The organism is Pseudomonas sp. dw_612 (assembly GCF_018449725.1).
Lineage (GTDB): Bacteria > Pseudomonadota > Gammaproteobacteria > Pseudomonadales > Pseudomonadaceae > Aquipseudomonas.
Genome location: NZ_JAAVVC010000032.1, coordinates 13107 through 28155 on the forward strand (window position 1 = coordinate 13107; position 15049 = coordinate 28155).

Annotated in this window: 12 protein-coding genes; 9 read left to right on the forward strand and 3 right to left on the reverse strand. The window is 60.8% G+C overall.

Features of this window, described 5'->3' with window-relative positions; genetic code table 11:
* Positions 1-84 precede the first annotated feature (84 nt).
* The 9 genes from HB680_RS30705 to HB680_RS30745 all read left to right on the forward strand — a co-directional run bounded on the left by HB680_RS30705 (position 85) and on the right by HB680_RS30745 (position 9365).
* Complete coding sequence (locus HB680_RS30705; protein WP_213942038.1) at positions 85-849, forward strand: hypothetical protein; 765 nt, start codon at positions 85-87, stop codon at positions 847-849.
* A 382-nt stretch (positions 850-1231) separates the two neighbouring features.
* On the forward strand, positions 1232-2473 hold the full coding sequence (locus HB680_RS30710; RefSeq protein WP_213942039.1) for an SfnB family sulfur acquisition oxidoreductase: 1242 nt from the start codon (positions 1232-1234) through the stop codon (positions 2471-2473).
* A gap of 20 nt (positions 2474-2493) precedes the next feature.
* Complete coding sequence (locus tag HB680_RS30715; protein ID WP_213942040.1) at positions 2494-3687, forward strand: SfnB family sulfur acquisition oxidoreductase; 1194 nt, start codon at positions 2494-2496, stop codon at positions 3685-3687.
* On the forward strand, positions 3687-5045 hold the full coding sequence (locus HB680_RS30720) for an LLM class flavin-dependent oxidoreductase (RefSeq protein ID WP_213942041.1): 1359 nt from the start codon (positions 3687-3689) through the stop codon (positions 5043-5045). The genes HB680_RS30715 and HB680_RS30720 overlap by 1 nt, the downstream gene beginning before the upstream one ends.
* A 123-nt stretch (positions 5046-5168) precedes the next feature.
* On the forward strand, positions 5169-5978 hold the full coding sequence (locus tag HB680_RS30725; protein ID WP_213942042.1) for a MetQ/NlpA family ABC transporter substrate-binding protein: 810 nt from the start codon (positions 5169-5171) through the stop codon (positions 5976-5978).
* A gap of 2 nt (positions 5979-5980) precedes the next feature.
* Positions 5981-7102: an ATP-binding cassette domain-containing protein gene (locus tag HB680_RS30730; RefSeq protein ID WP_213942043.1), complete on the forward strand. Its 1122-nt coding sequence runs from the start codon at positions 5981-5983 to the stop codon at positions 7100-7102.
* A complete protein-coding gene (locus HB680_RS30735; protein ID WP_213942044.1) occupies positions 7092-7736 on the forward strand; it encodes a methionine ABC transporter permease in 645 nt (214 codons plus the stop codon). Before HB680_RS30730 ends, HB680_RS30735 begins: the two co-directional genes overlap by 11 nt.
* A gap of 512 nt (positions 7737-8248) precedes the next feature.
* A complete protein-coding gene (locus tag HB680_RS30740) occupies positions 8249-8593 on the forward strand; it encodes a hypothetical protein (protein ID WP_213942045.1) in 345 nt (114 codons plus the stop codon).
* A 142-nt stretch (positions 8594-8735) separates the two neighbouring features.
* Entirely contained in the window at positions 8736-9365 is a 630-nt protein-coding gene (locus HB680_RS30745) for a class I SAM-dependent methyltransferase (RefSeq protein WP_213942046.1), read from the forward strand.
* Positions 9366-9637: 272 nt separating this feature from the next.
* Here the strand turns inward: HB680_RS30745 and HB680_RS30750 are convergent, their stop codons facing one another.
* Genes HB680_RS30750 through HB680_RS30760 form a run of 3 tightly spaced genes read right to left on the reverse strand, consistent with a single transcriptional unit; the run spans position 9638 to position 14855 of the window.
* Positions 9638-12691 carry an efflux RND transporter permease subunit gene (locus HB680_RS30750; protein ID WP_213942047.1) on the reverse strand — a complete coding sequence of 1018 codons (3054 nt, stop codon included), beginning with the start codon at positions 12689-12691 and terminating at the stop codon, positions 9638-9640.
* Entirely contained in the window at positions 12688-13755 is a 1068-nt protein-coding gene (locus HB680_RS30755; RefSeq protein ID WP_213942048.1) for an efflux RND transporter periplasmic adaptor subunit, read from the reverse strand. The genes HB680_RS30750 and HB680_RS30755 overlap by 4 nt, the downstream gene beginning before the upstream one ends.
* Positions 13752-14855, reverse strand: a complete 1104-nt coding sequence (locus HB680_RS30760; RefSeq protein WP_213942049.1) for an efflux RND transporter periplasmic adaptor subunit — start codon at positions 14853-14855, stop codon at positions 13752-13754. Before HB680_RS30760 ends, HB680_RS30755 begins: the two co-directional genes overlap by 4 nt.
* Between the last annotated feature and the right edge of the window lie 194 nt (positions 14856-15049).

The window sequence follows — 15049 nt, forward strand, 5'->3', positions numbered from 1 at the left end:
TAACGAACATTTTGTTGCTCGATCATTAACGCCTCTTGAACTTCCAGAAACGGACTTCGCTGCAAGGCTTCAAGGAGAGAACCCATGACAAGCACCTCGAACAAAACCGAACTTGCGGCCCCCACCCTGGCGCAATCCCACCGGAGCGGCATCAACATCACCTCGGCCGCCCACTTGCTGATCGCGGTAGCGCCCTACCGCGGCATGGACGAAGGCGATCTGATCGAACTCTATTGGGACGACTGCTACGTGGCTTCAAAAGCCCTGATCATCGACGACGTCAATCAACCCGTGCATCTGCGCGTGCCCGAGAGTTTTGTCATCAATGGCACCTCGCACGTCCATTACCGCGTCATGCAAGTCGGGCAAGACCCGGCGTTGTCGCCGACCACGCGGGTGCAGATCAAACTCGATTGCCCCGGCGGCGAGTCGCCCGCGCTGTCCGGCGACGAAAACCAGAGCCTGGCCCCGGTGAACCTCCCCGACACCATTCGCCGCCAAGGGGTCAACCCGAACCAGATCAAACGCGGCGTCCCGCTGACCATCGAGCCTTACCTGAACATGGCCGTCGACGATGAAATCACCCTGCAGTGGGGCGATGTGCGCATGGACCTGCCCAAGCTCAGGGCGAGCGACATCGGCAAGCCGATCCAGGTCTGGGTGCCGCCGGCGATCATTCTCGAAGCCGGCGAAGACCTGCGCCTGGAAGTGACCTATTGCATCCTCGACCGGGTGGGCAACAACTCGCGCTGGGCGCCGCCGCGGATGTTGAAGATCGGTTGCGCCAATCCCTACCTCAAAGCGCCGTTGAAAGAAGAACTGAAGGCAGCAGAACCCCGCAAAAAATGAAATCACCACCGCCCTCCTGTGGGAGCGGGCTTGCTCGCGAAGAGGCCATGTCAGTCGAAATAAAAGTTGCCTGACACACCGCCTTCGCGAGCAAGCCCGCTCCCACAGGGGACCCTGCCGACCTCAGTCCACGCGTCAGCTGTTGCCCCACAAACAACTGTTGCCCTACGGACAGACGCTCTTCTATGCATATTCCCAAAAGTTAGTTTATTAATTATTTATACACGCTTAGGGTATATACACCGGACCACCGGACATTCTTGATATTCATTCGCCGCCACCATCGCGGCGTTTCCATGAGATGTGAGGTAGGTATGGTCCGGAACACAATCACCCCAGTGCAGAACGCCAGGGCATTGCGTGCAGCCAAGGAGCGGCACTGATGTCCAGTCTGGCAGAAGCCACCATCCAGAGTGATCTGGATATCGCCCCCCTGTTGTTGCCCGCGCAGGTTTTGCGCAACGACGCACAAGCCATCAAGGCTGCCCATGAGTTGGCGCAAGCCGCTCGCCTGCAAGCGGCCAAACGTGATCAGCAGCGCAAGTTGCCGTGGTCGGAAATCGAACAGTTCACCCGCAGCGGCCTGGGCAGCATTGCCATCCCGCGCGAGTACGGTGGCCCGCAGGTTTCGTTCGTCACGATCGCCGATGTGTTCGCGATCATTTCCGCGGCGGATCCGGCACTCGGGCAGATCCCGCAGAACCAGTTCGGCATCCTGAATCTGGTCCTCGGCAGCGCCACGGAATCGCAGAAAAAACAGCTGTTCAAAAGCGTGCTCGAAGGCTGGCGCATCGGCAATGCCGGGCCGGAGCGCGGCACCAAAAACACCCTCGAACTCAAGGCGAGAATTACGGCTGACGGTGACGGTTTCGTCATCAGCGGCCAGAAGTTCTATTCCACCGGTGCGCTGTTCGCCCACTGGGTGGCGGTCAAGGCGTTGAACGATGACGGCAAGCAAGTGCTGGCCTTCGTGCGCCGTGGCACGCCGGGTTTGCGCATCGTGGATGACTGGTCCGGTTTCGGCCAACGCACCACCGCCAGCGGCACCATTTTGCTCAACAACGTGCGGGTCGACGCCGAGCTGGTGGTGGACAACTGGAAGATCAACGACAACCCGAACATCCAGGGCGCCGTGTCGCAATTGATTCAAGCAGCCATCGACGCCGGCATCGCGCGCGGCGCCATCGATGACGCCATCGAATTCGTCAAAACCCGCGCTCGGCCATGGATCGACGCCAAGGTCGAACGGGCCAGCGATGACCTCTACGTGATCGCCGACATCGGCAAACTGAAAATCGAACTGCACGCCGCCGAAGCGCTGCTGCGCAAGGCCGGGCAAGTGCTCGATCAGGTCAACGCCGCGCCACTCACCGCCGAATCCGCCGCCCGCGCCTCGATTGCCGTGGCCGAAGCCAAAGTGCTGACCACCGAGATCTCGTTGCTGGCCAGCGAAAAACTCTTCGAACTGGCCGGCAGCCGCGCCACCCTCGCCGAATTCAACCTCGACCGTCACTGGCGCAACGCCCGCGTGCACACCCTGCACGACCCGGTGCGCTGGAAATACCACGCTGTCGGCACTTATCACCTCAACGGCACGCTGCCCGCTCGCCACTCCTGGATTTGACCAGACCTCTGGAGAAACACATGACTCTTTCTCACCACGTCGCGGTCATAACCAGCGATGAGCAAGCCCTGATCGTCGCCAGTGATCTGGCCGAAGACTTCAAACGCGACAGCGCCCTGCGCGACCGCGAACGCCGTTTGCCGCACCCGGAACTGGAAGTGTTTTCCCGCTCAGGCCTCTGGGGCATCAGCGTGCCAAAAGAATACGGCGGTGCTGGCGTGTCCAACGTCACCCTGGCCAAAGTGATTGCCCTGATCGCCCAGGCCGACGGCTCCCTCGGGCAAATCCCGCAGAACCATTTCTACGCCCTCGAAGTGCTGCGGGTGAATGGCAGCGAAGCACAGAAAAAACGCCTGTACGCGGAAGTCTTGGCTGGCCAGCGTTTCGGCAACGCCCTCGCTGAACTCGGTACAAAAACGGCTCATGACCGCGCTACCAGCCTGACTCGCGACGGCGACGGCTACCGCATCAACGGCCGCAAGTTCTACGCCACGGGCGCGATTTACGCCCAGCGAATCCCGACTTCAGTCGTGGATGAACACGGCGTGCAGCAATTGGCCTTCGTGCCGCGCGACAGCCAAGGCCTGACGGTGATCGACGACTGGAGCGGCTTCGGTCAGCGCACCACCGGCAGTGGTTCGGTGGTGTTCGAAGACGTGTACGTCGCCGCCGACGATGTGATCCCGTTTCAAAGCGCTTTCGAACGCCCGACCACGGTTGGTCCTCTGGCGCAGATTCTTCACGCCGCCATCGACACCGGCATCGCCCGCGCGGCTTACGAAGATGCCCTGCATTTCGTGCGCACTAAAACCCGGCCGTGGATCGACGCGACCCACGAAAAAGCCACCGACGATCCGCTGACCATCAAGAGCTTCGGCCACTTGGCCATTCGACTGCACGCAACGGAAGCCTTGCTGGAGCGCTCCGGCGAATTCCTCGACAAGGCCCAGGCCGAGATGAACGCCGAAACCGTGGCAGCCGCCTCGATTGCCGTCGCCGAAGCCCGGGCCATCAGCACCGAAATCTCCCTCGCCGCCGGCAGCACGTTGTTCGAACTCGCCGGCAGCCAGGCAACCCTGATTGAACACGGTCTGGATCGCCATTGGCGCAACGCCCGGGTGCACACGCTGCACGACCCGGTGCGCTGGAAATATCACGCCGTGGGCAATTACTACCTCAACGATGAAAACCCGCCACTGCGGGGGACCATCTGATGGCTGATGCGAAAAAGAAGATGCTGCTCAACGCGTTCAACATGAACTGCATCGGGCATATCAACCATGGCCTGTGGACGCATCCACGGGACACGTCCACCCAATACAAAACCATCGAATACTGGACCGAGCTGGCGCAACTGCTGGAGCGCGGACTGTTCGATGGTTTGTTCATCGCGGATATCGTCGGCGTGTACGACGTCTACCAGAACTCGGTGGACGTGCCGCTGAAAGAGTCGATCCAGCTGCCGGTCAACGACCCGCTGCTGCTGGTCTCGGCCATGGCTGCCGTCACCAGGAATCTGGGTTTCGGCCTGACCGCCAACCTGACCTACGAGCCGCCGTATCTGTTCGCTCGGCGCATGTCGACTCTCGATCATTTGAGTCGCGGCCGGGTCGGCTGGAACATCGTCACCGGCTACCTCGACAGCGCCGCCAAGGCCATGGGCCTGAGCGAACAGGTCGAGCACGACCGCCGCTACGACCAGGCCGACGAGTACCTGCAAGTGCTCTACAAACTCTGGGAAGGCAGCTGGGAAAACGGCGCGGTGCTCAACGATCCCAAGCAGCGGATCTACGCCCAACCCGAGAAAGTGCACAAGGTTGAGCACAAGGGCGAGTTCTATCAGGTCGAGGGTTATCACCTGTGCGAACCGTCGCCGCAGCGCACGCCGGTGCTGTTCCAGGCGGGCAGTTCGGATCGCGGTTTGCTGTTTGCCGGGCGTCATGCCGAGTGCGTGTTTATCAGCGGCCAGAACAAACCGTCGACCAAGGTGCAAGTGGACAAGGTCCGCGCCAGCGCCGTCGAGGCTGGGCGCAACCCTGAGGACATCAAGGTGTTCATGGGTTTGAACGTGATTGTCGGCGCCACCGAGGAGCTTGCCTGGAAGAAGCACGCCGAGTACCTGAGCTACGCCAGTGCCGAGGCCGGCGTGGCGCATTTTTCGGCGTCTACCGCGATCGATTTTTCTCAGTACGAGATCGACGAACCGATCCAGTACGTGAAAAGCAACGCGATCCAGTCGGCGACCAGGAACCTGCAAAACAACGACTGGACCCGGCGCAAATTGCTCGAACAACACGCCCTCGGTGGCCGCTACATCACCGTGGTCGGTTCCCCAGAGCAAGTGGCGGATGAACTGGAATCGTGGATCGCCGAAACCGGCCTCGATGGCTTCAACCTGACACGGATCGTCACGCCGGAAAGCTATGTGGATTTCATCGATTTGGTGATTCCGGAGTTGCAGCGTCGTGGGTCGTACAAGACCGCTTACGACAGCGGCAGCCTGCGGGAGAAGCTGTTTCACGGTGAAGCGCATTTGCCGGAGCAACACACGGGCGCAGCGTTCCGCCGCTAAAAGCTTCGCGGGCAAGCCTCGCTCCTACAGGAGGATGCGTTCTGCCCTTGTAGGAGCGAGGCCTGCCCGCGAAGAGGCCTGACCAAACACCCAAAATTTAATGCACTGACTGGAATAACCATCATGACCAAGCACTACCTCTCTCACCCAGTCAAAGCACTGGCCCTGGCCCTCGGCCTCTTCAGCTCCATCACTTTCGCCGCCGACGCGCCGCTGAAGGTCGGCACCACCGCCGCGTTCGCCATCCCGCTGGAAGCCGCCGTCGAAGAAGCCTCCAAGCAAGGCCTGAAAGTCGAACTCGTGGAGTTCACCGACTGGATCGCCCCGAACGTCAGCCTCGCCGCCGGCGACATCGACGTGAACTACTTCCAGCACGTCCCATTCCTGGAAAACGCCAAGGCTGCCGCCGGTTTTGACTTGGTGCCGTTTGCCCCGGGGATCATCAACAACGTCGGTCTCTACTCGAAGAAATACAAAAGCTTCGACGAGCTGCCGCAAGGCGCCAGCGTCGCCATCGCCAACGACCCGATCAATAGCGGTCGCGGCCTGCAATTATTGGCCAAGGCTGGTTTGATCACGCTGAAACCGGGGGTCGGCTACAAGGCCACCGAAGAAGACATCATCGCCAACCCGAAGAAGATCAAGATCCTCCAGGTCGAAGCCGTGCAACTGGTGCGCGCCTATGACGACGCCGATCTGGTCCAGGGCTACCCGGCCTACATTCGTCTGGCGAAGACCTTTGATGCCGGCTCTGCGCTGCTGTTCGACGGCCTCGATCACAAGGAATACGTGATCCAGTTCGTGATCCAGCCAAAAAGCAAAACCGATCCGCGCCTGATCAAATTCGTCGACATCTACCAGCATTCGCCAGCCGTGCGTGCGGCGTTGGATAAGGCCCACGGCAAGCTGTATCAAGCCGGCTGGGAAAGCTAAGCATGACGGCCGCGATCCAACGGCGACTGGATATTCCAGAGCCCCATCAAGCCGCACAAGCCGAACTGCACCCGGACCTGAACCGCGCTCACGTGCGCTTCATCGGCCTGGGCAAAACCTACAACGGTCAGCAAGGTCCGGTGGCGGCGTTACACGGCATCGACCTGGCGATCCAGCGCGGTGAGGTGTTCGGCATCATCGGCCGCAGCGGCGCCGGCAAGTCGTCGCTGATCCGCACCATCAATCGCCTGGAACAACCGAGCACCGGGCGCGTGCTGATTGATCAGGTGGACATTGGTGAGTTCGATGAAGACCGCTTGGTGGCGCTACGTCGGCGGATCGGCATGATCTTCCAGCACTTCAATCTGATGTCGGCCAAGACCGTTTGGCAGAACGTTGAGTTGCCGCTGAAAGTCGCCGGTGTGCCTAAGGACAAACGCGAACAGAAGGTCCGTGAACTGCTGGAACTGGTGGGCCTGCAAGAAAAGCACAAGGCCTACCCGGCGCAGCTTTCCGGCGGGCAGAAACAACGCGTCGGTATCGCCCGGGCGTTGGTGCACGACCCGGAAATTTTGCTATGCGACGAGGCCACTTCGGCGCTCGATCCCGAGACCACGCAATCAATCCTCGGCCTGCTGCGTGAGATCAATCAGCGTCTGGGTTTGACCATCGTACTGATCACCCACGAGATGGCGGTGATCCGCGATATCTGCGACCGCGTCGTGGTGCTCGAACATGGGCGCGTCGTCGAGCAAGGGCCGGTGTGGGAGGTGTTTGGCAATCCGCAGCATGAGGTCAGCAAGACTTTACTCGCGCCGCTGCAACACGCCTTGCCGGAAGAACTGCAAAGCCGTTTGCACTCGCAACCCCATTCTTCGGATGCGGCGGTTGTGCTGCGTTTGCAATTCACCGGCAGCGCCACCGACGAACCGGATCTGGCCGCGCTGTTCGCCGCCCTTGGCGGCCGCGTGCGTTTGCTTCAGGGCGGCGTGGAACGGATTCAGGGGCATGCGCTGGGGCAATTGCTGTTGGCGGTGGCTGGATCGTCCCTGAACGCCGAGGAACTGCGTCAGCGCGCCGGCAACTGGGCGCAACAGGTGGAGGTGCTGGGTTATGTGGTTTGATCGCTTGCTTCAGGGCTTTATCGACACCTTTTTGATGGTCGGCGTGTCGTCGCTGATCGCGCTGCTGGCGGGCATTCCGATGGCGGTGATTCTGGTCACCAGCGACAAGGGCGGCATTTACGAAGCGCCTCTGCTGAACCGCGTGTTGGGCGGGTTTGTGAACCTGTTTCGTTCGATTCCGTTTTTGATTCTGATGGTGGCGTTGATTCCGTTTACGCGGTTGATCGTCGGCACCACTTACGGCGTGTGGGCGGCGGTTGTTCCGCTGACGATTGCCGCCACACCGTTCTTCGCGCGGATTGCCGAAGTGAGCTTGCGCGAGGTCGATCACGGCTTGATCGAAGCGGCCCAGGCGATGGGTTGCCGGCGCTGGCACATCGTCTGGCATGTGCTGCTGCCTGAGGCGCTGCCGGGGATTGTTGGCGGTTTCACCATTACGCTGGTGACGATGACCAACTCCTCGGCCATGGCCGGGGCGATTGGCGCTGGCGGGCTGGGGGACATTGCGTATCGGTATGGGTATCAGCGCTTTGACAGCCAGATCATGTTGACGGTGATTGTGCTGCTGGTGGTGTTGGTGGCGATTATTCAACTGGGCGGGGATCGGTTGGCGCGAGGGTTGAACAAGCGCTGAGCGAAGATCAAAAGATCAAAAGATCGCAGCCTTCGGCAGCTCCTACGGGGATTTGCATAAGGCGCTGGATTGCGGCGTCGGGGTCTGCGCGGCATTTGCGGCAGGCTCGGTCCTGTAGGAGCTGCCGAAGGCTGCGATCTTGGCGGTGCTGAATTCCCACCCGATGGTAAGTTTTCCCACAAGAAAATCAGAGTGCCAGCAGGCCCGTTCCCTTTCATTTGCAGGACATTTCCTAGATCATTTCGCTCGCTTGCGCCTGCCAAATCCGGTGGCTAGTCTTCGGCCCGTCACTGCTCATCAGTGATCGGGTTTAGTAGCCCGGATCAATAGGCGCATAGCGTTCATGCTCATGTTCGGTACTTTGCCGGATGCTGAATATGGTGGCTGTGCGTGGGGCATCTTCGGGTGCACCGGTTTTCCTATTGACCGGCCTACTAACCTGCGTACAGCCGCCACCCAACGTTTAGTAGGCGAAAAGTGACGGCTCCGCGGTATCAATAGGAGCAACGCCCATGAAAAGACCCGTTCCCGATCCACCCTCCAACGCCCCTGAAACCGACGCCCCGCTCAGAGACCGATCCGCGCTCTATCGTGCAATCGATTTCTACCTCACCGGCGAACAGCCTTCGGCGCCCGATGAACTGCGTTTCTACAACGTCAGTGACGATGTGAGCTTTGAAGACACCCAACTCTATGTGGCTGACCTGCTGCGTTGTGCCTCAGTCACGGCGTATCAGTGTGGTGATCAGCTCAAGGGGGCTGACCGAGTCATGGTGTTTTCCATCTGGCATTTACTGGAGATTGCCAAAGCAATGGTTGATCGCTCCATTGATTGCCTGGGCATGAAGCAGGGCTAAGGCAAGATCAAAAGATCGCAGCCTTCGGCAGCTCCTACAGGGTGTCGAGCATGATCCCTGTAGGAGCTGCCGCAGGCTGCGATCTTTTAAAGCGCGAAAGCGCTTATAGTTTGCGCATCTCCCTTTGCCTGCGCAGCCCACCATGAAACAAACCCCCGACGACCTCGACAAGATCACTGCCACCACCCTGGGCCATTACAACTCGGTGGCCGAAGGGTTTCGCGAGGGGACGCGTGATCACGATGTCAGCCAAAACATCGACGCGCTGCTGCGGCACATCCAAGGTGAAGCGCCGTTCAGCATTCTCGACTTCGGCTGCGGGCCGGGGCGGGATTTGCAGACGTTTACGCGCATGGGCCACACCGCCGTCGGCCTCGATGGCTCGGAAAAATTTGCGCAAATGGCCCGTGAGGACAGCGGTTGCGAGGTCTGGCAGCAGGATTTCCTGAAGCTGGATCTGCCGGCCGAGCGCTTCGACGGGATTTTTGCCAATGCAGTGTTGTTCCATATCCCGCGCCAGGAATTGCCTCGGGTATTGAAGGAATTGCGCGGGGCGTTGAAGCCGGGTGGGGTGTTGTTCAGTTCCAATCCTCGTGGTGAGAATCAGGAAGGCTGGAATGGGCCGCGGTATGGGGCTTATCACGATTTGCAGGCGTGGCAGGCGTTGTTGATCGAGGCCGGGTTTGTCGAGTTGGAGCATTACTACCGGCCGGCGGGGTTGCCCCGAGAGCAGCAGCCTTGGTTGGCCAGCGTTTGGCGTAAATCAACGTAGGCAAGGCCGACGCTTTCGCGAGCAGGCTCGCTCCCACATTGGGATGCGTTCCACTGTGGGAGCGGGCTTGCTCGCGAAAGCGGTGTGTCAGACAACAGAGATGTTGAATGTTAAATCGCTTTCGCGAGCAAGCCCGCTCCCACAGGGTTTGTGCCTTACCGTAAGCCGGTGTAGTCAGCATCGACGCCTTCGCGAGCAGGCTCGCTCCCACATTGGAATGCGTTCCACTGTGGGAGCGAGCCTGCTCGCGAATAGAGCGCGAAGCGCTCGCCTTACCGCACTTCTTTTTTCGGCTCGCGAATCTTGTACCAAGCCACGTACAGCGCCGGCAAAAACAGCAGCGTCAGCAACGTCGCGATGATGATCCCGCCAATCATCGCGTAGGCCATTGGCCCCCAGAACACCTCCCTCGCAATCGGGATCATCCCCAGGCTCGCCGCCGCAGCGGTGAGCAAAATGGGCCGACGCCGATGCTCCGTCGCCTGCGCCACCGCATCCCACGGCGCCAGGCCTTCCTTCTCCAGCGCGTCGATCTGCGTCACCAGGATCACCGAGTTGCGGATGATGATGCCGATCAGCGCCAGGATCCCGAGGATCGCCACGAAGCCCATCGGCGTGCCGGTCGGGATCAGCGCCAGCACCACGCCGATCAAGCCCAGCGGCGCAACACTGGCCACCAGGAACAGCTTCTGCACACTGTGCAACTGGATCATCAGGAACGTCGCCATCAAGAACAGCATCAGCGGCACGACCTTGGCAATCGGCCCCTGGGCCTTGCCGCTTTCCTCGACGGTACCGCCCGTCGCGACTTTGTAACCCACCGGCAACCCGGCGGCGAATTTGTCGATGGTCGGTTGCAGTTGTTTCACCAGGTCGGTCGGCTGAATCTCGTCGCGCACCGCAGCCTTGATGGTGATGGTCGGTTTGCGATCCCGGCGCCACACCAGCGGTTGCTCCAGTTCATACCGCACGGTGGCGAAGGCCAGCAGCGGAATCGACGTACCGCCCGGCGTGACGATTTGCAGGTTCTGCAAGGTTTCCGGCGTCCCGCGTTCCGCATCTTCGGCGCGGCCCACGACGTTGATCAGGTAAATATCATCGTCCACCTGCGTGATCGGCGAACCAACGACAATGCTGTTCATCAGGTTGGCCACATCTTCCGAGGACAGCCCCAGTTGCCGCGCCTTGTCCTGGGCGATGTCGATGCGCAGGACTTTGCCCGGCTCGTTCCAGTCGTAAATGATTTCGCCGATGTGCGAGTTCTGGTCGAGGGCGGTGGCCAGTTCGATCGCGTGTTTGCGCACTTGATCGATGTCCTTGCCGCTGACTCGGTACTGGATCGGCCGTCCGACCGGAGGCCCCATTTCCAGGGCCTGGACGTAACTGCCGATGCCGACAAAATCCTTGCGCAGCCGCTCACGCAAACGTTGGCTGAGCGCGGTGCGCGATTCCAGGCCTTTGCTGACGATCACCAATTGCGCGTAGTACGGGTTCTGCAATTGCTGGTCGAGGGGCAGGTAGAAACGGATCGCACCCTCGCCGATGTAGGTGCTCCAGCGCACGATGTCCGGGTCATCCTTGAACGTCGCTTCAAGCTTGTCCACCGCCTTGCGCGTTTCATCCATCGAGGCGTTTTGCGGCAGGTTGAGGTCTACGAGGATTTCCGGGCGGTCCGAGGACGGGAAGAACTGGTTCTGCACAAACTGCATCGAGAACACCGCCCCCACGAACAACGCGATGGTGATGCCGATGGCCCACCAGCGATTGCGCATGGCCCAGAACATGCCGCCATTGAACGCCCGCCCGATGCGCCCCGGTTCGGCGGAATGCGGTTTCACATCGGCGCTGAGAATGTGCACAGCGATCACCGGGGCAAACAGCACCGCGACCACCCACGACACCAGCATCGCCACCGCAATCACCGCGAACAGTGTAAAGGTGTACTCACCGGCGGAACTGGCGTTCAAGCCAATCGGCACAAACCCGGCCACCGTCACCAGCGTGCCGGTAAGCATCGGGAACGCGGTCGAGGTGTAGGCGAACGTCGCCGCTTGCTCCTTGGTCTCTCCCATTTCCAGGCGCGTGACCATCATCTCGACGGTGATCATCGCGTCATCCACCAACAGGCCGAGGGCGATGATCAGCGCGCCGAGGGAAATCCGCTGCATGGTGATGCCGCTGTATTCCATGAAGACGAAGACCATCGCCAGCACCAGCGGAATCGAGCACGCCACCACCAGACCGGCGCGCACGCCGAGGCTGATGAAGCTGACAATCAGTACGATCACCACCGCTTCGAACAACGCACTGGTGAAGCCGCCGACGGCTTTTTCCACCACGTCGGCCTGGTCGGAGACGTTGTGCACGCCAACGCCCACCGGCAGGTCGGCGGTCAGGTCGGTCATGCGTTGATGCAGCGCCTTGCCGAATTCCTGGATGTTGCCGCCCTTCTTCATCGCAATCGCCAGGCCGATCGCCGGGTGACCGTTGAAGCGGAATTCCGGGGTCGCCGGGTCGACGTAACCACGGCTGATTTCAGCGATGTCGGCCAAGCGATAGAAGCGGTCATTGAGGCGCAGGTTGACGTTGGCCAGGTCTTTTTCGGAAGCAAACTGCCCGGAGGTGCGCACGGAAATCCGTTCCGGCCCGGCCTCGATCACACCCGCCGGGGTCACGGCGTTCTGCGATTGCAGGCTCTGCACGACCTGGCGCTGATCGATGCCCAGCGCGGCAAGTTTGCGCGTGGAGAAGTTCAGGTACAGGACTTCATCCTGCTCGCCGACCATCTCGACCTTGCCCAGCCCCGGCACATCACGAATCGCCGCCCGCACCTGCTCCACGTAGTCGCGCAATTGACGCATCGACAAGCCATCGGCGGTGTAGGCATACACCGAACCGTACACATCACCGAACTCGTCGTTAAACCCTGGCCCTTGCAGGCCTTTGGGGAAGTCGCCGCGAATGTCGTTGATCTTCTTGCGCACCTGGTACCAGATTTCCGGGATGTCCTTGGCGCTGGTGGTGTCGCGCAGGTACACGAACACCGTCGATTCGCCGGGTCGGGTGTAGCTTTTCACGTAGTCGAGGGAGTCGAGCTCTTCGAGTTTTTTCTCGATGCGGTCGGTGACCTGCTTGAGGGTTTCTTCCTGGGTCGCACCGGGCCAGCGGGTCTGGATGACCATGGTCTTGATGGTGAACGAGGGGTCTTCTTCGCGACCGAGGTTCATGTAGGAGAACACGCCCATCAGCAGCGCGACGAACATCAAATACCAGACGAACGACTGATGTTTGAGGGCCCATTCGGATAAGTTGAAACTCCCTTTCATCGCGGGCTTTCCTCGTCGATTTTGACTTTTTGCCCGGGTTTCAGGCTGTTCACACCGGCGCTGACCACGCGCTCACCGGACTTCACGCCGTCGGCCAGCACCACCGTTGAATCGGTGCGGCTGATCAGGCTGACGTCCCGTGGGGAAACGGTCTGGTTTTGCGGGTCGATGACCCAGATGCGGGTTTTGCCATCGACTTCTTGCAGCGCGCTGACCGGCAATTCCAGACGCGGCTTGATCGCGGAACTGAGGGTCACACTGATCGCCGTACCGAGACGAAAGCCTGGCGGCGTGTCGGTCAGGGTCAGGCGGGCGCGACGGGTGCGGGTCGCGCTTTGAGCCTGGGGTTCGATTTCACGAATGATCGCGGTGCTGGTGATGCTCGGGTCCAGTTGCGCGGCGACCTGAAACACCACGTCCGCCGGCAGTTGATCGACCAAGGTGTCCGGCAGGTCGATCACCGCTTCCTTGATGTCCGGTTGCGCCAGGGTCACCACTTGCTGGCCGGCGGTGACGACTTGCCCGGCCTCGGCGTTCCAGGCGGTGACGATGGCTTTGTGATCGGTGCGCAACTGCACGTAATTGAGTTGGTCCTTGGACTGATCGACCGCAGCCTTGGCTTGATCAAGGGACGCCTGGGTGGTTTTCAGGTCGGTCTGGGCGATGTCCAGTTGCGCCTGGGCGCCGACGCCGCGATCAAACAGCGCTTGCTGACGGCGGGCGTTGGCCTGGGCGTTGATGAATTGCGCCTGGATGCGCGCCAGATCGCCCTCGGCTGAACGCAATTGGTTCTGCTGATCGGTGGGGTCGAGGGTCGCGAGCAGGGCGCCCTTCTCGACTTCGGCGCCGACGTCGACATTACGGCTGGCGATGCGGCCCGGTACGCGGAAGCCGATATTGCTTTCATAGCGGGCCTGGATGCTGCCGGCGAAACGGCCGAGGTCTTCCTGATTCAGGGATTTGACTTCGATGGACAGCACCGGGCGCACGGGCTCGGGCGGCGGTTCTTTTTTCGAGCACGCGACCAGCAGCAGGCCGGCGGACAACAGCATCAGGCGCTTCATTGGTCGGCTCCCGGTGCCAAATCCTTGTAGGTGTTTTCGGCGATGTCCACTTTCATTCCCGGGTGCAGTAACTGGCCACCGGCGATGATGACTTTTTCGCCACCCTCCAGACCGCCGCTGATGATGACTTTGCCGGTCAGGTAGCGGCCGACGGTGACGGTGTGCAGTTGCGCCTTGCCGTCGGCGTCCACCAGCCATACGGCGGGGTCGCTGAGGTTTTTGGTCAGGGCTGACCAGGGCAGTTCCACCGCCGATTTACCCGGCGTCTTCGCCGTGGCGCTGACCACCGAGCCGAGTTGCATGCCGTCGGGCAAGCCATGGAGGGTGACTTTGACTTGCACGGTGCCGGTCTGTGCGGACACCGCCGGGGTGATTTCCCTGACCGTGCCGGTGGTTTTGATCGCGGGGTTGTCGAGCAGGCTGACCACTACAGATTTATCCGAGGGCGGCTCGGCCAGCAGCGATTCGTAGACGTTGAACACGGCGTCGCGCTCACCGTCCCGGGCCAGGCTGAAGATCGGCACCGTGGCTTGCACAACCTGGCCGACTTCGGCCTGACGCGCGGTAATCACACCCGGCGCTTCGGAGATCAGCGAGGTGTAACTCAGTTGTTCCCGGGCATTGGCCAGTTGCGCCTGGGCGGCGGTCAGGGCGCTTTGGCTGCTGCGCAATGCAGCCTGGGCGGCATCGTATTCGCTTTGGCTGGTGTAGCCCTTGGGCAGGAGTTTTTGCTGGCGCACGAACGCGGCGGCGGTCTGTTTGACCCGAGCCTGTTCGGCGGTGACCTGAGCCTGGGCCGAATCGACGTTGGTCTGCAGGTCTTTCGGATCGAGTTTGGCGAGCACCTGCTTGGCGGACACCCGGTCACCGACGTCGACCATGCGCTGGATGATCTTGCCGCTGACGCGGAACGACAACTCGGTCTGCACCCGGGCCTGGACATCGCCGGTGAGGGTCACAGAAGCGGCGTAATCCGCAGGATTGACCGCTTGCACGAAGACCCGCGGCAGGTCTTTTTCGACCGGTTTTTTATCGCCGCAAGCGGTCAGCAGCGCGAAAACGCCCAGCCCCACCATGATTTTCAATCCGCTACCCGCCATGCAAACTCCTTTTCGTTGTACGAACGTGCAAGTGACGATACGACTGTGAGCTTAGAACAGGGTTCAATGGGTGCACTGACCGCGATAAATAATGTGATCAAACCGCTGTCTTTGTAGCAGCTGGCGAAGCCTGCGTTCGGCTGCGAAGCAGTCGTCAAACCTGAGTACTCAGTCTGCCTGATACACCGCGGTGT